The organism is Collinsella sp. AM40-7AC, from assembly GCF_003468125.1.
In the GTDB taxonomy this organism is placed as follows: Bacteria; Actinomycetota; Coriobacteriia; order Coriobacteriales; family Coriobacteriaceae; genus Collinsella; species Collinsella aerofaciens_O.
Map to the genome: position 1 here is coordinate 83,154 of NZ_QSGK01000008.1, position 18,690 is coordinate 101,843.

Annotated in this window: 10 protein-coding genes and 1 tRNA gene; 3 read left to right on the forward strand and 8 right to left on the reverse strand. The window is 62.1% G+C overall.

The annotated features are described in order from the left end of the window. Positions 1–42: 42 nt before the first annotated feature. Positions 43–7,629: a Spy0128 family protein gene (locus DW892_RS07890; protein ID WP_117766793.1), complete on the reverse strand. Its 7,587-nt coding sequence runs from the start codon at positions 7,627–7,629 to the stop codon at positions 43–45. 504 nt (positions 7,630–8,133) lie between these two features. Continuing rightward, complete coding sequence (gene tadA, locus DW892_RS07895) at positions 8,134–9,915, reverse strand: tRNA adenosine(34) deaminase TadA (RefSeq protein WP_117766795.1); 1,782 nt, start codon at positions 9,913–9,915, stop codon at positions 8,134–8,136. A gap of 51 nt (positions 9,916–9,966) precedes the next feature. Here tadA and DW892_RS07900 point away from each other — a divergent pair. Next, positions 9,967–10,056 (forward strand) — tRNA-Ser (locus DW892_RS07900). Positions 10,057–10,059: 3 nt separating this feature from the next. Here the strand turns inward: DW892_RS07900 and DW892_RS07905 are convergent. Next, positions 10,060–10,644 carry a TetR/AcrR family transcriptional regulator gene (locus tag DW892_RS07905; protein WP_158549345.1) on the reverse strand — a complete coding sequence of 195 codons (585 nt, stop codon included), beginning with the start codon at positions 10,642–10,644 and terminating at the stop codon, positions 10,060–10,062. 211 nt (positions 10,645–10,855) lie between these two features. On the opposite strand from DW892_RS07905, the gene DW892_RS07910 reads away from it, so the two are divergent. Next, positions 10,856–11,407, forward strand: a complete 552-nt coding sequence (locus tag DW892_RS07910) for a LemA family protein (RefSeq protein ID WP_082421874.1) — start codon at positions 10,856–10,858, stop codon at positions 11,405–11,407. Between the two features lie 331 nt (positions 11,408–11,738). Here the strand turns inward: DW892_RS07910 and DW892_RS07915 are convergent, their stop codons facing one another. Together DW892_RS07915 and DW892_RS07920 are read right to left on the reverse strand one after the other, a co-directional pair. After that, positions 11,739–12,791 carry a branched-chain amino acid aminotransferase gene (locus tag DW892_RS07915; protein WP_117766797.1) on the reverse strand — a complete coding sequence of 351 codons (1,053 nt, stop codon included), beginning with the start codon at positions 12,789–12,791 and terminating at the stop codon, positions 11,739–11,741. 289 nt (positions 12,792–13,080) lie between these two features. Further along, on the reverse strand, positions 13,081–13,728 hold the full coding sequence (locus DW892_RS07920) for a DedA family protein (protein WP_117635597.1): 648 nt from the start codon (positions 13,726–13,728) through the stop codon (positions 13,081–13,083). Positions 13,729–13,952: 224 nt separating this feature from the next. Between DW892_RS07920 and cysE the strand changes: the two genes are divergently transcribed. Continuing rightward, a complete protein-coding gene (cysE, locus tag DW892_RS07925) occupies positions 13,953–14,657 on the forward strand; it encodes a serine O-acetyltransferase (RefSeq protein WP_117766799.1) in 705 nt (234 codons plus the stop codon). Positions 14,658–14,768: 111 nt separating this feature from the next. Here cysE and DW892_RS07930 read toward each other — a convergent pair whose 3' ends face one another. From DW892_RS07930 to DW892_RS10410, 3 genes are all read right to left on the reverse strand, one after another. Then, a complete protein-coding gene (locus tag DW892_RS07930) occupies positions 14,769–16,772 on the reverse strand; it encodes an ABC transporter ATP-binding protein (RefSeq protein WP_117766801.1) in 2,004 nt (667 codons plus the stop codon). A gap of 1 nt (position 16,773) precedes the next feature. After that, positions 16,774–18,498 (reverse strand): ABC transporter ATP-binding protein, encoded by a 1,725-nt coding sequence (locus DW892_RS07935; RefSeq protein ID WP_233546884.1) that lies wholly within the window; start codon positions 18,496–18,498, stop codon positions 16,774–16,776. Beyond that, the coding region (locus DW892_RS10410; protein WP_158567045.1) for a hypothetical protein at positions 18,498–18,690 on the reverse strand (193 nt) is incomplete at its 5' end. The genes DW892_RS07935 and DW892_RS10410, both read right to left, overlap by 1 nt.

Here is an 18,690-nt window from a genome sequence, read left to right on the forward strand (position 1 = left end):
GGGCGAACCCATCGGATGGATTCGCCCCACTCGTCCATATCGTTAGCGGCGCCTGCGGTACAGGACCGCGCCGCCCGCCACGGCCAGCGCGCCGATGCCGGCCATGGCGCCGAGCGCCTCAACCGGCAGGCTGCGGTCGCCGGTGTCGGGCATGCCGCCCTTGGAGCTGCCGCCGGAACCGTTATCGGAACCGCCACCTGAGCCGCCGCCCGGCGTGCCGGGGTTCTCGGGGGTGCCGGGGGTCCCGGGATTCTCGGCATAGCTGTTGGTGAAGACCGGCGGCATGTTGGCGTCGCCCTCGTAGGAGACCCTCGCCGACAGGTAGCCCGTCTTGGTGCCGTCTGCCGCCTCGTCGCCCACCGTGACGACGATCCTGTGCACCGCCTTGTCGTAGGTCACGTGCGCCTGGCCGTCGTCGACCTCGCTCACCGTGAAGGTGTAGGTGCCGGCCTGCTTGAAGGTCAGCGCATCGAACGTGACGCTGCCGTCGGCGGCATTCTTGGCGGTCGACATGACCTTGCCGTCCCGGCCCTTGAGCTCAAAGCTGAACTGGCCCGCCTTGAGCTCGGCGCCCTTGAGCACCTTGGCGGCGCCCAGCTTGAGGGTGACGGGCGCGGCCTCGTAGCCGTTGGTGAAGGTCACCGAGGTGTCGTTCGCGGCATTGCCCTCGGCATCCATGAGCTCGTGCTTGACGGCGAGCGTGCCGTTGCCGGCATCGGTGACCGTCGTGCGCACGCGGTACGTCGTCTTGTCGTATGTCACGCCGCCCGCCGTGCCGGCGACCTCGCGCAGCTCGTAGCTGTGCGTGCCGGGCGCGGTGTAGGTGACGGGGCCGAGCGCGACCGTGCCGTCGGCGGCGTTCTTGCCCGTCGCCGCGACGCTCTCGCCGCCGTCGGCGGCAAGCTTGACCAGCTGGAACTCGAACTCGCCCTCGGCCAGGCCACGGCCCTCGAGCTTCTTGCTCACCTTGATCTGGTCGGTGACGGAGCTCGGCGTCGGGTCCACGCCGTAGGTGTTGGTGAACTCGAACGCGCCCCTGCCCTCGGGCGTGCCCTCTGCGGGCAGGACCTCCGCGGCGAGCGTGCCCGCCTTGGTGTCCTCGACCACCCTGACCGTGAAGGTCCTCGTCGCCGTCGCGTCGTTGACCACGCCGTCGACCGAACCGGACTCGCTCACCCGGTAGGCGAACGTCTTGGTGCGCAGGCCGTCGCGGTCGATCTCGACGCCATCGAGATCGCTCGGCTGCCTGAACGTGACGCGGCCCAGCACGACATTGCCGGCGGCGTCGTTGGTCGCCTCGGTCACCGTCTTGCCGGAGGCGTCGACCGGTGCGGGCGCGCCGTCCAGCGGCTCGATCTTAAAGGTGTACCTGCCCGCGATGTCGGCCTGCGCCAGGCCGAGTCCAGCCTGGCCGAGCGCCAGCGTCTTGGTGCCCGCGAGGTCGACCGTCGCCTCGCCGGCGCTATAGCCGTTCACGAACGACAGCGTGCCGTCGGAGCCCTCGGGGTAGACCACGGCCACATCCAGCCCGCCCTTGCCGTCATCGGTCACCTTGACCGTAATGCCGAAGCTCGATGCGACCGCCGTCACGCCCGCGGGCAGCCGGTCCGTGCCGTCCTCGGAAACGGTATAGGGAATGGCCCAGGAGCCGTCGGCGGCCCTGGTGGCGGTGCCGTCCGCCACCATCCGCTCGAGAGCGTCGGTGGTGTAGGCAATGGGTGAGAACGCAAGCCCCGCGGCCTCGCCGTCGCCGGAGGCCTGGTTGGTCGCGGTCGCGACCACGTTACCCTGGGCATCGCGGACGGAGAACGAGAACTCGCCTGCCGCCGCGGCGCGGCCCGTCAGCGTCTTGGTGGCATTAATTGCCACGTTGCCCTCGCCGCCGAGCGTTCCGGTGGCCTCGTAGGAGTTCTCGAACGCGACCGTCACGGGCGCGGGCGCCGCCGTGGCGTCATCTGCCGTGGAGACCTCGCTGCGGGTGACCTCGACACCGTCCCTGGCAACCGCGGTCGTGACCGTGAGCTTGCCCGTCGCGGCGTCGTAGCCGGGCGCGATGGTCACCGTGCGCGGCGCGGTGTCGTTGGTGTAGCCCTTGCCGCCGAGCTTGGTCTCGGTAACGGTGAAGCTGTAGGTCTTGCCCGCGTCGGCGTCGGTGAACTTCACGTCGCTCTCCGCGGTCCCGCCGATGAGGTCGACCAGGCCGGCCGCACCGTCATCGGCCGCGGCCACGGCGTAGACGTCCTTGCCGGTCTTGAGGCCGAGCTTGGCGGCCGTCTCGGCGTCCGCGGTCACGGTGAAGGCGAACTGCCCCGCCTCCATGGCGCGGCCGGAGAGCGTCTTGGACAGGCGCACTCCCGCGCGGGCCGAGTAGTCGAGCTCGGTCGTGTAGGTGTTGACGAAGTCGCCGCCGCTCGCCTGCGCGATTGCGGGCGTCGTGGCCGTGAGGTTGCCGGAGCCGTCGTCGGTCACGGTCACCGTCATCGTGGCGGTGTGGCCGTCGTAGGCCACACCAGCGATGGCGGAGCCGTCATCGGGCCTGACCTCGCGCACCATGTAGGTGAAGGTCTTGGCGCGCACGCGCTTGCCGCCGACCTCGGCGAACCCGGCGTCCTTGATGTCATCGAGCGTGTAGCGGATGGGGCCGAAGTCGAAGGCGACCCTATCGCCCGCCTTGGTGCCGGCGCCGGCCGTCACGCTGACGGTCTTGGAGCCGTCGGCAGAGCCCTCGGGCATGGGGGCGCCGTCCTCGCCCGCGAGCGTGAACTGGAAGCTGTCGCCCTCCGCCCAGTCGCGGCCCTCGAGCGTCTTGGTGAAGAGCCCCGCGGTGGAGACGTCCCTGCCCTCGGTGGCCGTTCCGTACGTGTTGGTGAACGCGACAGTCGCGCCGTCCTCGGTCACGGCGCCTTCGGCCCCCTCGGCCGTGGTCGCGTAGCCCTCGGCGGCATCCTCGGTCACGGTATAGTGCGCGCCCACGGGTAGGCCGGAGATGATCTTCTCCCCGCCATCCTTAAGCGTGAAGTTCGCCTTGCCGCCCGCGAACGTCACGGCGTGCTCGCCCTTGCCGAAGGTGCCAGAGACGGACTCGCCGTCCCCGTCGGTCAGCGCGACCGTAAAGCCGAACTCGCGCTGGCTGTCGCCGCCGACGACCGTCTTCTTGACGGTGAGGCTGCCCCCGCGGGGCACGCTGTTGTGGGTCGTGTTGGTCTGCGACTCGTTCTCGCCCACCTTGACCGTTGCGGTGTTGGCGATGTCGTCGACCACGGCGGCTTCGGCGGAGACCTTCACGTCGAAGCTGAGCGTGCCCGTGGCGCCCGCAGCCTGCTCGCCGAGCGACCAGGTAAGGGTGCGCGTCGCGGCGTCGTAGGCGGCACCGTCGGCAGAACCTTCAACATAGTTAACGCCCTTGGGCAGGACATCGGTCACCGTCACGTCGGCCGCCTGCGCGGCGCCCCTGTCGTCGACGCTGTTATTGGCCCAGCCGATGGTATAGGTGAGGGTATCGCCCACGCCCACCGGTTTGCCATCCACATCGACCTTGGCGCCCGAGGCGTCCGCCTTGGTGACGGTCTTGGTGTTGTCGTGCGGCGTGAAGGTGTTGGTGAAAGTCTTCTTGCCCCGCTCGTTGGAGATCTCGGCCTTAAGGCCGGCGCCAGTCTGAGTCACCGTGATGTCGAAGGTGTAGGCGTGCGCATCGTCCTCAATCAGGACATCGCCGCTTGCTTTCTCGGTCACGGTCGCGTGGTAGGTGCCCAGATTGGTGAAGCTGAGCTCGCCAAAGGAAACCTTGCCGTCCTTGTCATTCTTCGCCTCGATTGGGTAGCCCTCGAGAACATTGCCCGCACCGTCGGTGAGGGAGAGCTCAAAGACGAACTCCCCCTTCTGAAGGCCGGGCTTGCGGCCGCCCGCGAGCACCTTGGTGAGCTCGGAGACGGACGCCGTGGCGGGGGCGGGGTCGAAGGTGTTGGTGAAGGCGGCGAAGGAGACCTGGTCTGCCGCGATGGAGCCCTCGGCCTTGGAGCCCTCGGCTCCGTTCACCGCAGCCTTGTAGCCAGCGGCGGCGCGCTCGGTCACCGTGTAGGCAGTTCCCGCGGGCAGCCCCGTGATCCTCGCCGTCTGGCCATCTTTGAGCTTGAGGGTCGCCTTGCCGTCCTCGAACGTCGCGTCACCGTAGGTGCCGGACACTTTGCGGCCCATGGCATCGGTGGCCTCAACCACAAACTTAAATATCTTGTCCGCGTCGACCGCCAGGCCCTCGCGCGCCACGACGGTCTTGGAGACGTCGAGCTCGCCCGTCTTCACAGTGTTGGTCACGGTGAAGCCGTCCTTGGCGTCGCCGGTGACCTTAGAGCTGTAGCCCTCGACGGGCACCTCGGCCACGGTGTAGCGGACCTCGGAGCCGGACTCGGAGTACTTGGGCAGGCCCTTGAAGGAGCCCTTCCAGCCGTTGGACTCGTTGAGCTCGATCGACTGGCCGGCGTCCTCGCCGTCGGCGAGCAGGCGCACGGTGGCCTTCTTGGCCGCCGGGCCGACCCACTTCTTCTCGACGGGCACCGAGACCTTGGCCGTGGAGGCGTTGGTCACGGTGAAGCCGTCCTTGGCGTCGCCGGTGACCTTAGAGCTGTAGCCCTCGACGGGCACCTCGGCCACGGTGTAGCGGACCTCGGAGCCGGACTCGGAGTACTTGGGCAGGCCCTTGAAGGAGCCCTTCCAGCCGTTGGACTCGCTCAGGGTGATCGAATCGATGACGGTATCGCCGTTCTTGAGATTTACTTTGACCTCATCAGGATGGGGAATCCTGGGGTTCTCCCAGACCTTTTTAATGGGAATGTCGATATTCTCGGACTTACCGATGACGACACCGCCGTTGGCGCCGATGCCGCCTCCCAACGGCGCCATATTGCCAGAGATCGTCAGCGACGTCTGACCGCCGCCGAGGTTATACGCATCCTCGCTCATCACAGATTTAAGCGCGACGTTCGGCGTGGCGTCGGTAAAGGACAGGGGCTCGCCGTTGTCACCACCGGGCGAGAATCGCGGGATTTCGGGGTTTGTTGCCGCATAAGTGCCTTCGGGGTTAAACAGCCCACCGTCTCTGTACCAGCTGACCTTTCCGCCGCCCGGAGCGCGGTTGGCCAAGGTCAGTTTGTATTTGGCGTCTTTGAAGCCGGTGAAGACAAAGTCGTCTCCCGCCTCACCAGCCGTGTTCCTGGCGATCAGGCCGCCGTCCTGGACGTAGACCTTGGCATCTCCGGTCGGGCAGAACCACATGCCGCCGCCCTGTTTATCCGCATGGTTATCAACAACGAGAGCGTTTTCGATATGGAGCGTACTATAGCCAAGATACTCGTTGCCTTCGCTATACACGCCGCCACCCATGCTCCAAGCAGTATTGCCCTTGATCTCGCCCGCGCTGAGCGTGACGTCATTCGAATAGGTATAGACGCCTCCGCCGGCGGAAGCGGAGTTGCCAGATATGGATCCGCCCTGCATGGTGAAAGCAGTATTCCCCTTTTCGCCGCCCTGGCAGCCCGGGTCAACCACACACACTCCGCCGCCTTTGCCTTTGCCCTTGCCAGACACAACGTTGTTCTTAATCTCTCCACCCGTCATGGTGAACTCGGCGTTGCCCTCAATATGAACTGCTCCGGAAGGATCGTAGGCCGCCTCCAGCCTACTGCTCCTGTTGCCGGAAATCTGGCCACCAGTCATCGTGAACTTGGCTCTTTGGTTTTCGCCCTTACCCTGGCCGTACGCAAGCACCGCACTGCCTCGATAACCGTTGTTGCCCTCGATGCGGCCTCCGCTCATGTCAAAGCGAGCATCGCCCCACAAAATGACGCCAGAAGATGTAAGCCAATAGCAATTGGTGGCCCCGGTAACGACTCCGTTGTTACGGATAACGCCACCCCTCATAACTACATGAGCGCCACTGGACGCGCGAACGGCACCGCAATACGAATGGCGCAGCTCGCACTGCTCGATAACGCCGCCCGTCATGGTAAGCGAGGCATTTTCTCCCGACACGTCGACGGCGCCCGCGTTATCACTGCTCGTGGTGCCGTCGTACACGACGGCCTCGTCAGAGAGCACAACTGCTCCCCTGCTAGAAATAATGGCGCCCTTGTTGTAACGGCCTCTCAGGGACGCTTTCCCTGACAGCTCGAGGGACGCCCTCTCGGCAACATTGACCAATACAGAGACGCCACTTTTCTTTGCCAAGATGGTATAGGGCTTATCCGACGTGATCTTAATCATCTTCCCGGCAGGAATCGTGAGCGTGGAGCCGAGCTTCACGTGCTTTTTCAGGGTGATGACGGTTTCCTTGCCATCGGGGGCCTCGTTGACCAGATCCTGAAGGGTCTTGGTGCTGTCATTGCTCACGGTATCGCCGACGCCGTCATCGATGGACTCGCGCGTGTAGACGATATCGACGCCAAAGAACGGGAGGTTCTCCGAGCCGGTGATGTCGTCCATGCTGTTTTCGATTGTGATCTTTTGAACCGTGCTGCCGTCAAACATACCCGAGGGTATTTTGGTGAGGCCGCGCCCGATCGTCACATCCTTCACGCCATCTACGCCCGAGAAGGCTGCCGTGCCAACGGAAGTCACGGAATCCGGAATGGAAAACTGCTCCGGCAACGTGCCGTAATAGAAGGCGTAGTTGCCAATTTTCTCAAGTGTCCTGGGGAGCTGGACGGCAACGTTGCTCTGGATAAAGGCCCAGTCACCGATACTCCTCAGGCTGTCGCAGAGCCCCACGATCTTAACCGGCGTGTAGCAGAACGCATTGTCCGGAATGTTCTGAAGCGAGGACAGATCCACGGACGCCTGCAGTTTTTTGCACTCGTAAAACGCCCCCCAGCCCATCTTTGTTACCTTGCTTAGATTGGGCACGCTCACCAGGCTGGCACACCCCTGGAAAGCAGAGGATCCGATGCTCGTCAATGTGCCCGGGAAATCGATCCCGGTTAAACTCGAGCAATTCCGAAACGCCCCATCCCCGATGGACTCGATTTCGCTCAGCGCGGTGACGGACGTGAGAGAGGTGCATCCGTCAAACATGTGCGAGGGGATCTTGGTAACCGAAGCGGGCAACGACACGCTTGTCAGAGACGTGCAGTCTTCGAACACGCCCGTTATGGTGTCGGAGAAGGCGACATCTTTTGGAAACTCGATGCCCGTGAGGGCCGTAGCCCCCTCGAAGGCGCCCGAGCCCGAAATCATTTTGAGGGTGGAGGGGAGATCGATCTCCGAAAGGTTGCTGCAGCCATAGACCATCATGTTGGCGCTAATCTCCTCGACGCCCTCATCGAAATAGAGCTTTTCGAGCGAGCCAGCGTTTTGCAGCGAGCAACCGAAGTTCTTGATGGAGCCAGGGATATGGAGCTCCTTGACCTTTGCGAACCTCCGGAAATTCCCTCCGTACATTTTTTCGAGCGTGTCGGGAAGCGTCAGCTGCTCAACGTTCTTGGCCACGATACCAGACGAGAAATATAGTTTGGTGACTTTGTAGGTCTGGCCACCATGCTCGATAGAGCTGGGCACACTCACCGCGGTCACACTGTCGTCGGCAACAATACCTGTGATTTCCGCCGTTCCCTTATCCGTGGTCTCGCACGAATAGGTCACGCCGTCCTGGGCGATCTCAAACTCCTCCGCAGTATACGCAGTCCGCGATTCCGTGGCCGCATATGCGACACCGGCCGTCGCGCCAACGGATAAACATCCGAAGCCGAGAACCAGCGCAAGGCAGAGAGCAGCGACTCTCTGCCCCCCCCCCGCCGAAAACTTTCCTCTCCAATTCCCTTCTCCCCCTCTGGTGTCGCCTTCTCTTCCCACGAGCGATCTATTGATTAAGGACAGTTAAAGACAACATTATGACCAAAGAGGCCCATCATGGAGATAATCCACGTCTTCGCCCGAAATGGTAATTAATTGGCAGGATTAATTGGCGAACAACTGAACGAAGAGCAATCTACTAATGGCACATGAATGACAGCGTCAACACCTGAAGTGCATAGTCTCCGATCCCCAGACAGCACCATCGAGCGCCACAAGGCACAGGATTGATTTGTTCAGATTCACATGCCTGTACGGGTGTTTTCCTAGCCCCGTCCCAAAATGACTACTTTTCTAGATGCGACCGAGGTCGTAGGATCGAGCGACCGCTTCGCCGGCGCAGACGAGGTTCGCCTCGGCCTCGCGCGGATCGAGCGCCGCCTCAAGGGACATAGGCTTGCGACAGATCGGCAGGACAAGGTCGATACCCTGCCCATATACCGCATCCAGGTTGACAGCGCGACCGCCCACGACGGCGACCACCGGCTTGCCATATCGCTTGGCGCGGCGAGCCACACCAACCGGCGCCTTTCCAGCGGCGGATTGCTCGTCCATATTGCCCTCGCCCGTTATGACCAGATCGACATCCCGCACGCGCTCGTCAAACCCAATCAGATCAAGCGCCGTCTCCACGCCCGAATGTAGCTCTGCACCGAGCGCTAGCAGCGCGGCGCCCAGACCGCCGGCGGCACCTGCGCCGGGCACGCCGAGCACCGAGCCAAATGTCCGTGCGCCCTCGGGTGCGCGCAACAACCCCTGGGCCCGAGCCTCGACAATTGCCGTATCGAGCAGGCGGCCGTAGCCGACCATCCAACTGTCGCACCTGCTCAGCGCCTCGGCGTCACCCGCTGGCAGACCCTTCTGTCCGCCAAACACCGCAAGCGCGCCGCGACGCCCTACAAGCGGATTCTCGACATCCGAAAGCACAACGATACGAGCGTCATCCAAAGCCTGAAGCGCTGGCGCCAAATCGATACTCGCCACGTGTTCAAGGCCGGCAAGACCGGGGGCGACATCGCAGCCCTGATCATCGACCACACGCGCGCCCAGCGCCTGCAGCATGCCGGCGCCACCGTCGTTGGTGGCACTGCCGCCCAGACCAATATAGAGTGTCTTTGCGCCCTTGCGAACCGCGCGAAGCATGAGCTCGCCCACGCCATAGGTTGTGGCCGCCAACGCCGCCGATTCCGTGCAGGGTGAATACCCAATACCCGCCGCCTCGGCCATCTCGATGACCGCGGACTCGCGCTCGATATCAACCAGCATCCGGGCAGACGCGCGCTTGCCCAAGGGACCTGCCACCTCGCAGGTCACAAGCTCGCCGCCGCAGGCGGCAATGGCATCGAGCGTTCCCTCGCCGCCATCCGCCAGCGGCAACGCGGCCACCTGGGCATCGGACCACACACGGCGCACGCCCTCGGCAACCGCCGCCTCCGCCCGCGCACTCGACACGCTACCCTTAAAGGAGTCGATCGCCAGCAGCACACGGCGGGGCCGGCGGCACGCAGGACCAAAGTCAACCGCCGTGTCAGTATCCTCACCGGCACCTGCAAGTGCTGCGGCGTGAGCGGCGTGTGCTTCAAGATCGGCCCCACAACCGCAGCCAGCACCATCGGTGCCACGCAGCCTACTAAAATAGCTGCTCAACACCTCACGACACTCGTCTGCCAGCACGCCGGCGGTCACGTTAAACCGATGATTCAGGCGCGAATCGGCATTCAGGTCATACAGCGAACCCAGAGCGCCCGCCTTGGCATCAGCCGCGCCATACACGCAGCGTCCTACGCGCGCGTTAACCATAAGCCCCGCACACATGCAGCAGGGCTCGAGCGTCACGTAGACCGTACAGTCGGAAAGGCGCCAGCGACCGAGCGACCGAGCGGCAGCGCACAGGGCCGCGAACTCTGCATGCGCCGAAGGGTCCTGATCGAGCTCACGACGATTATGCGCCCGCGCGACAATCTCACCCGCGCGCACCACCACAGCGCCAATGGGCACCTCGCCCACCGCCGCGGCGGCGCGCGCCTCCGCCAACGCCTCGCGCATGAACTTCTCGTCGATTTCGGTGCTCGTCATCGTTCGCCTTCCCTGTTTCAAATTCAAAACGATGCTATCATTACGACTCACGGAGAGATGGCAGAGCGGTTGAATGCGGCGGTCTTGAAAACCGTTGAGCGCGAGAGCGTTCCGGGGGTTCGAATCCCCCTCTCTCCGCCACTTTTAATGATGCACCGGCGTCATGGTTCGCTCGAACAGTGCATCGACCACGTCGGCTATCTCAGGTCGACGCTCAAGATCGTGGCCCGATTCCCACCATATCGTGAAAAGTCGAATAATACCGCCGGCGACAAACTCAGACGTCGTCTCGAGTGACACGGGGGCCAGGGCATCCTCGGCAAGCACGTTCATCACACGCTCGCGGATGGAGCGGGCAATGCGGTCGCAAATAACGTTGGTCAACATGCCCGACATGCTGCTTGCCAAAATGTTATCCATGAGCTGCTCGTGCGCCAGAATCAAATCCATGGCATCGTCCAAAATCGCGTGCCGAAGCGCGCGCACGTCCTCGGCAGACACTGCGCCGGCCTCATCGGGCTGTTTTTGCGGCAATCCCGACATGAGCTCATCGATATAAAAGGCAAAGTAATCGTTCTTGTCGCGAAAGTGCTTGTAGAACGTCGTGCGGCGAATCATGGCGCGGTCACACAGCATGGCAACCGTCAGGTCCTCAAAACGATGCTCCTCGAGAAGCTCGGTGAAGGCATCGAACAGGGCGCGGTAGGTTTTCTTAATGCGAAGGTCCACTGGTATCGCCATCCTCAGGGCAAAGACAACACTCGTCAATCTGTCGCATATCTTACACCTGTACCTCGCGCGCTTTGCCCCGGTGCCAACCCCGCCGAAAACATAACGCTTACCGGAAAGTTCGGCACGGCAAAACGTTGCGGGTATACTAGTAGCGTTATACCAACGGCAGCTGGCGCATGCCGCCGCGGCCATTCGAAACGGAGACATCATGATTACCGTCATCATCGGCATCGTTGTTGTCATTGTGATTGTCTGCGCCATCGCCGGCATCTACAACAACATGGTCACCAAGCGTAACCGCATCGATAACGCCTGGCAGAACATCGATACGCAGCTGCAGCGCCGCAACGACCTGATCCCCAACCTGGTCGAGACCGTCAAGGGCTACGCCAAGCACGAGCAGGAGACGCTCTCCGCCGTGATCAGCGCGCGTAACACCGCCGTCAAGGCCACCACGCCCGAGGCCAAGATGGAAGCCGACAACGTGCTGACCGGTGCGCTGCGCCAGCTCTTCGCCGTAGCCGAGGCCTATCCCGATCTTAAGGCAAACACCAACTTTACGCAGCTGCAGGCATCGCTCGAGGATACCGAGAACAAGATTAGCTATGCACGCCAGAGCTACAACGATTGCGTGCTCAGCTACAATAACGCCATTCAGACGTTCCCGGCTGTCATCTTTGCCGGCATCTTCCAGTTTAAGGAGCGCCAGGGCTTCGAGGCCGCCGAAGCAGCCCGCCAGGCCCCGACCGTCAAGTTCTAAACAACAAGGCCGAGTCTTAAGCCAGTTCATCAACCCTTTGGGGCCCAAGGCACAAACCTTGGGCCCTTTTCGTGTCCACGCACAACGCGCAGCCAAACAAAAAGCGCGGCCTAAAAGGCCGCGCACCATATTCAATTCAGCCAAGTAATCCCCTGTCGCGACAGCGCCGAGCCGCAGGGCAGAGAGCAAGTTCCCTCCCAGCGCACTCCGCAGGACGCAAGAAGCCCTCGCCGCACGAAGTGCGCAGCGAGGACTTCTTGCATGTCCGAGGACGCGCTGGGAGGGAACTTGCTCTCTGCCCAGACGTGCTCGCCAAGAGCTGTAAGGCAAATTACGCGACGGTGTAAACCCAGTTGTGCTTGTCCTCGACAGCACCGGACTGGATACCAGTCAGGGTCTCGCGAAGCTTCTTCATCACGGGACCGATCTCGGTGTAGCCAGCCGGGAAGGTCACGGTCTCATCGGCACCATAGACCTTGTTGTCGATCTCGCCCACCGGGGAGATGACGGCAGCGGTGCCGCACAGGCCGCACTCGACAAAGGTACCGGCCTTGACCTCGGCCCACTCGACGGGACGCTGGTCAACGGTCATGCCCAGGTCCTGAGCAACCTGAACGAGCGAACGACGGGTGATAGAGGGCAGGATGGAGTCGGTGTGCGACTGCGGAACGACGAGGGTGCCGTCCTCCTTCACGAACAGGACGTTCGCGCCGCCGGTCTCCTCGACATAGGTGCGAGACTCGGAATCGAGATACAGGTTCTCGGCATAGCCCCCGCGGTGAGCCTCCATCGTGGGCTTGAGGGACATGGCGTAGTTCAGGCCGGCCTTGATGTTGCCGGTGCCGTGCGGTGCCGCACGGTCATACTCGGAAACGCGCAGTTTGACGGGCTTGAGGCCACCCTTAAAGTACGGACCGACCGGGGTCACGAGAATACGGAACGTGTACTCAGGAGCGGGAGCCACGCCGATCACGTCACCGGAGCCGATCATAAACGGACGCACGTACAGGGTCGCGCCGGAGCCGAAAGGCGGAACCCATGCGGCGTTGGCAGAGACGACCTGCTTGACGGCTTCGACAAACTTGTCCTTGGGGAACGGGGGCATCTCCAGACGCTGGGCAGAGTTGTACATACGCTCGGCGTTCATATCGGGACGGAAGCAGACGATGCTGCCATCCTCGGCGGTGTAGGCTTTCAGGCCCTCAAAGACCTCCTGGCAGTAGTGGAAGATGCCGCCGCACTCGGAGACGTGCATGGTGTGGTCGGTGGTCAGGCCGCCCTCGTCCCACTCGCCGTCCTTCCAATGGGCCTCGTAGCTGTAATCGGTCTTCATGTAGCTAAAGCCGAGGCTACCCCAATCGATATCCTTCTTCTCGACAGTCATATGTCGCTCCTTACATACACGGTTGCATACTCGCGAACCCGCACGCAAGGACCGAAGCCGGCCGCGTCGCAACGTCGCATACCCGGAGCGTAGAGCCGGGCAGGACACGCGGGCAGCATCAAAGCCGATGGCGCGTCGATTCGCATGCAGGTGATTGTACTCCCCGCACGCCTTAGATAAAACGATTTTCTTTAACTAAGTAAAGTATTTTCATTTGCCTTCTACACAAAAGGCCCGCCATCGAATCCGATGACGAGCCTTGGAATTAACGTCCGAAAACAAGCTCGGACTAGGCGTTCTTTTTACCGAGCTTAGCCTTAACCAGACCGACCACGGTCGGGATGATCGACACGGCGACAATGCCCACGATCAGCAGCTCAAAGTGCTCCTGCACAAACGGAATGCCACCAAAGAAGTAACCAAGCAGCGTAAAGACTGTCGACCAGGTAATGCCACCCAGCACGTTAAAGATGACAAAGTTGCGCCAGTGCATACCGCCCATGCCGGCGATAAAAGGCACAAAGGTGCGAATGAACGGGAAGAAGCGACCGAGGAAGATGGCCAGATGGCCCCACTTATCCAGGAAATCCTCGGACTTTTTGATGCGCTCGGGCGTCATGGCCTTTACCTTGCCCGAGGCGATGATCTTACGGCCAAAGAAGTGGCCGATCATAAAGTTGCACTGATCGCCCAGGATGGCTGCGGCCCATGCGGTGGCCAGAAGCGCCACGATGTTAAAGCCGCCATTATGGGCAAAGAAGCCCGAGGCAAACAGCAGCGAGTCGCCGGGAAGGAACGGGAAGAACACCACGCCCGTCTCGATAAAGATGATCAGGAACACGCAGCCGTAGGCCATGAGCGGGCCGGCGGCGATCCAGCTGGCGATCGCAGTGCGCGGATCCTTAAGCAGCTCGGCGATAAAATTGATGAAACCCATGAAGTAAAACCTCTCAGTTGTGGGCGCGGACACGTCCAAGTTGACCAGTATACGGTTGCGGCGCGAGCACGGGCCAAACCCCTCAAAAGTCTTACTTCATTACCAGCAAGTTTGCATAACTGACACCTGTCGCCTATAGCAAAGTAAGATTGCCCTTCCTAATCCCTAGCGAATCGCTATACTTTATTGAATCGCATTATCACGGCGCTAAGGGAGGGCGGCCGGTGAGCTTTATCAATACCATTCGCGAGGACATCAAGACCGTCCAGGCGCAGGACCCTGCCGCGCAAAATGGCCTGGTCATCTTCCTGTCCTACCCCGGCCTGCACGCCAAGTGGAATCATGTGCCCGAACACTGGCTGTGGGAACACGGCCATCGATCGCTTGCCCGTGTGCTCTCGCAGTTAACCCGCCATATCACCGGCGTCGAGATTCATCCCGCCGCGCAGATCGGCAAGCACTTCTTTATCGACCACGCCATGGGCGTCGTTATTGGCGAGACTACCATCGTGGGCGACAACTGTGTGCTCTACCAGGGCGTCACGCTCGGCGGCACCGGCAACGAGACCGGCAAACGCCACCCCACCCTGGGCAATAATGTCACCGTGGGCACGGGCGCCAAGGTGCTTGGCAACATCCACATCGGCAACAACGTCAAGATCGGCGGCAACTCGGTCGTCGTCAAGGACGTGCCCGACAACTGCACCGTCGTGGGCGTGCCCGGGCGCATCATCAAGCGCAACGGCTGCCGCGTGTTCGAGGAGAGCTTCGACGCCAAGCAGCATCGCGAGTACATGCCCGACGATGCCGCCGAGCAGAGCGCCCTCAACCGTCAGGGCATCACCGAAAACGCCCGTCGCGTCAGGGAACTCGAGCAAGAGGTGGCCGAGCTCAAAGCCCTCGTCGCCAAGCTCGTGGACGAGCGCTAGGGCCGCGGGCAACCGCCACAGCCTGAACGCCAACACGAAAGGCGCGCCGGGGAATCCGCTCCCGGCGCGCCTTCTTTTCGATGTGACATGCGGGACTGACCCTTTGTCACCTTATGCGAACTGGCTTAGGTAGAGGTCGGCATAAGCGCCCTCGGCAGCCAGCAGCTCCTTGTGCGTACCCTGCTCGATGATATTGCCGTGATCCATGACCAGGATGAGGTCGGCATCGACGATCGTCGACAGACGGTGCGCAATCACAAAGCTCGTGCGCCCGCGCATGAGCGCATCCATGGCACGGCCGATGGCGAGCTCGGTGCGCGTGTCCACGCTCGACGTCGCCTCGTCCAGGATGAGGATCGCCGGGTTGTTGAGCAGCACGCGCGCGATGGTCAGCAGCTGACGTTGGCCCTGGCTGATGCTCTCGGCATCGTTAGCCACACGCGTGTCGTAGCCCTGCGGCATAGTGCGCACAAAGAAGTCGACCTGGGCGGCACGTGCGGCCGCGACAATCTCCTCGCGCGCCGCCTCGGGACAGCCGTAGGCGATGTTCTCGGCAATGGTGCCATCAAATAGCCAAGCGTCCTGCAACACCATGCCAAACTGCTGGCGCAGCTCGCCGCGGTTCATGTGGCTCGTGTCCACGCCGTCGAGGGTAATGCGGCCGCCGTCGATCTCGTAAAAGCGCATGAGCAGGTTGATGAGCGTGGTCTTACCCGCACCCGTGGTTCCCACCACGGCGATCTTCTGACCCGGCTCGGCGGTAAACGACACGTCTCGCATAAGCGGCTTGTCGGGCGAATAGCCAAAGCGCACATGCTCAAAAGCGATGCGGCCCTCCACCTTGCCCGGCAGCTTGGCGGCGGCCACCGGCAACGGATCGGCCTCCATCTCGGGCTCGTCGAGCAGGTCGAACACGCGCTCTGCACTCGCCAGTGCGCTCTGCAGCGAGTTAAAGGTAAACGACAGCTCCGTCATGGGCTCGGACGCCTCGTTGATAAATTGGAAGAACGCCTGGAACACGCCGACGGTCATATGCCCGGCAACCAGCATGCTGCAGCCCACCAGCGCGATCACGATCTGCGCCAAACGGCCGATAAAGCGCACCGCGGGGCCGACGGCGTTAATCATAAAGTCGGCCTTGGTGCTCACGCGCGCCAGCTCCTTCGAAGCCTCGTGCACCTCGGCAGAGCTCTGGCGCTCGCGGTTAAACGCACGGATCACCAGACGGCCCGAGTAGCCCTCCTCGACCGCGCTCGTAATCTTGGACACCCACTCCTGGCGCTCGCCCGTCACATCATGCGTGCGGCGCGACACGACCTTCGTCACCAGCAGCGAAAGCGCCGTAAAGAACAAAAAAACGAGCGTGAGCGGCACGCTAAACACGAACATCACGCTCACGGCGCCCACCACGGTACCGATCGACACCAGAATCTGCAGCAGGCCGCGCTGCATGCTCTCGGACATCTTGTCCAAGTCGTTGGTCGCACGGCTGACGACCTCGCCGGGACGATGCGCGTCAAAGTAGGCAAGCGGCAGACGGTTGAGCTTTTGTGCGATGCGGTTGCGCAGGCGCAGGTTGAGGCGCTCGGCAACGCTCGACATCAAAAAGCTCTGGAGTGCGTAGAACGAGGCGGCGGCGGTCCAGATCATAAAGTAGATAAAGATGGTCCTGCCGCAGTTCTCCCAGGTAATGCTGAAGGTAGCGTTGTTGGCAAACGCCAGCTTCATGTGCCCCCACAGCTCATCGATCACGCGGGCACTGTAAGCCGGCGCCGCGGTGTTAAAGATGGCATAGAACACGATACTCGCGAACACGATATAGAAGCGCCAATGGTCGCCGGCGGCCTCGCTCCACAGGCGGCGCACCGTCGCCCAGGTGTCGCGGGGCGTCTCGTCCTCGTCCTCGTCGTCAACGTCGCGCATGCGCTCCGCCTCGGCGCGGGCGCGCTCGTCCTCGGCGCGCTCGTTTTCCTCGTAGAGTGCCTGGCGGCGAGCCTCGCGCTCCGCCGCTGCCTTGGCGTCTTCCTCCAGGTCGGGCGTGGCGCCCGTCTCCTCGACTGTCTCTGCAGCCGCGGCGTCATCGGCGATGCTCCACTTCTTGAGCTCCTCGGTCATGCTACTCACCTCCCTTCATCTGCGATTCCGCGATAGCGCGGTACACCTCGCAGGTTTCCATGAGCTCGTCGTGCGTGCCTAGGCCCACGACTTCACCGTCTTTGAGTACCACAATCTGATCGGCATGCAAAATAGTCGAGATGCGCTGGGCGATGATGAGCACCGCGGCATCGCACGTCTCGTCCTGCAGCGCATGGCGCAGTGCCGCATCGGTCTTAAAGTCCAGGGCCGAAAAACTGTCGTCGAAGATATACAGATCAGCGTGCTTCATGAGTGCGCGGGCAATCGCCAGGCGCTGGCGCTGACCACCCGAGAAGTTCGTGCCGCCCTGGGCCACCGGCGTATCGAGCCCCTGGGGCTGGTCGAACACAAAGGTGCTCTGGGCAACCTCCAGCGCATGGAGCATGTCAGCCTCGGTCGCGTCTTCGTTGCCAAAGCGCAGGTTGCTCGCCACCGTACCCGAGAACAGCCATGCCTTCTGCGGCACATAGGCGATACGCCCGCGGATATCGTCTTGCGAAAGGTCGCGCAGATCGACGCCGTTTAGGCGAATGGCGCCCTTCGTGGCATCGTGGAAGCGAAGCAAGAGCTTGGCCACCGTTGACTTGCCCGAGCCCGTCGAGCCCACGATCGCGGTCGTCTGTCCGCGGCGGCAGGCAAAACTCAGGTTGTACAGGGTGTCCTCGTCGGCATCATCAAAACGGAATGACATATGGTCGAACACGGCCACCGTGTCGGCCCCATCTGCGGACTCAGGTGTCCCGTCGCCCAGCGTAGCCTTACCGTCCACGATGCTCGGCTCGATTTCGAGCACCTGCTGTGCACGGCTGAGGCACGCCGCGGCGCGCGGAAGCGTCAGCACCACCACCTGCGCCATCATCACAAAGAACAGGATCAGGATCGCGTACTCCAGCACGGCCGAGATGCTGCCGATTTGCATAGCATGGACGCCCACGCGGTTGCCGCCCACCCACAGCACCGCCACCTCGGCGATATTCATCAAAAAGAAGCTGGAGCTATCGAGACCCACAAACAGGTGGTTGACCTTGATGGCATTGGCTGCATAATCGCTAAACACCTCGTCCAGGCGCTGCTCCTCGTGGCGCTCCTTGTTAAATGCACGGATGACGCGCACGCCCACGATGTTTTCGCGCAGCACCACGTTCATGCGGTCGATAAAGCTCTGCAGGCGCATAAAGATCGGCGCGGCGTTGGCAACGGTAAAGACCGCCGCCACCAGCAAGATCGCAACGACCACGCCCAGCAGCGTGCCCATGGCAGGATCGATAAACCAGGCAAAGATGATGCCCGCCACGGCCAAGAACGGTACCGGTAACACCAGCTGAATCGTCTGCAGGATCGCTTGCTGGATCACGTTGATGTCGTTGAGCGAGCGCGTGATCATCGAACCCGTACCAAAGCGCTCAAAGTCGCTGGCGGACAGCTCGAGCGACTTATCGTAGACAGCGTTGCGAATGTCGCAGGCCACATTGGCCGCCAGACGGGCCGAAAGATAGCAGCCCAGCACCGCGCCGCCACTGGCCATGCCGGTCGCGATGAGCATATACACGCCGTTGCGCAAGATGTAGTCGATATCACCCGTCGTGATACCAGTATTGACCATATTCGCCAACATTGTAGGCACCAGCAGCGTGCCGACGTTATCTATCAGCAGTACAAACAGCGTCACCGCAATCAGCCCGCGATACGGCCTCATAAATCTCATTAAGAGTCGCATGTCTCCCCTTCTCCCTTATCGTCAGCCTCGTTCTCGGCGGCCACTTGCCGTTTAAATGCCTCGCACTCTTCGTTAAGAACATGGGAGAACTTACCGACCAAGCGCATGATCTCGCGCTGTTCCCACGGCTCGAGCGCCTCGATTGCTCCGCTGGTATATAACAGGCTCTCCGTCAAGGTC

Coding starts and splice junctions, on each gene's coding strand:
- tadA (WP_117766795.1), bottom strand. CDS start 9,915: ATGACGAGCACCGAAATCGACGAGAAGTTCATGCGCGAGGCGTTGGCG.
- DW892_RS07910 (WP_082421874.1), top strand. CDS start 10,856: ATGATTACCGTCATCATCGGCATCGTTGTTGTCATTGTGATTGTCTGC.
- DW892_RS07915 (WP_117766797.1), bottom strand. CDS start 12,791: ATGACTGTCGAGAAGAAGGATATCGATTGGGGTAGCCTCGGCTTTAGC.
- DW892_RS07920 (WP_117635597.1), bottom strand. CDS start 13,728: ATGGGTTTCATCAATTTTATCGCCGAGCTGCTTAAGGATCCGCGCACT.
- DW892_RS07930 (WP_117766801.1), bottom strand. CDS start 16,772: ATGACCGAGGAGCTCAAGAAGTGGAGCATCGCCGATGACGCCGCGGCT.
- DW892_RS07935 (WP_233546884.1), bottom strand. CDS start 18,498: ATGAGATTTATGAGGCCGTATCGCGGGCTGATTGCGGTGACGCTGTTT.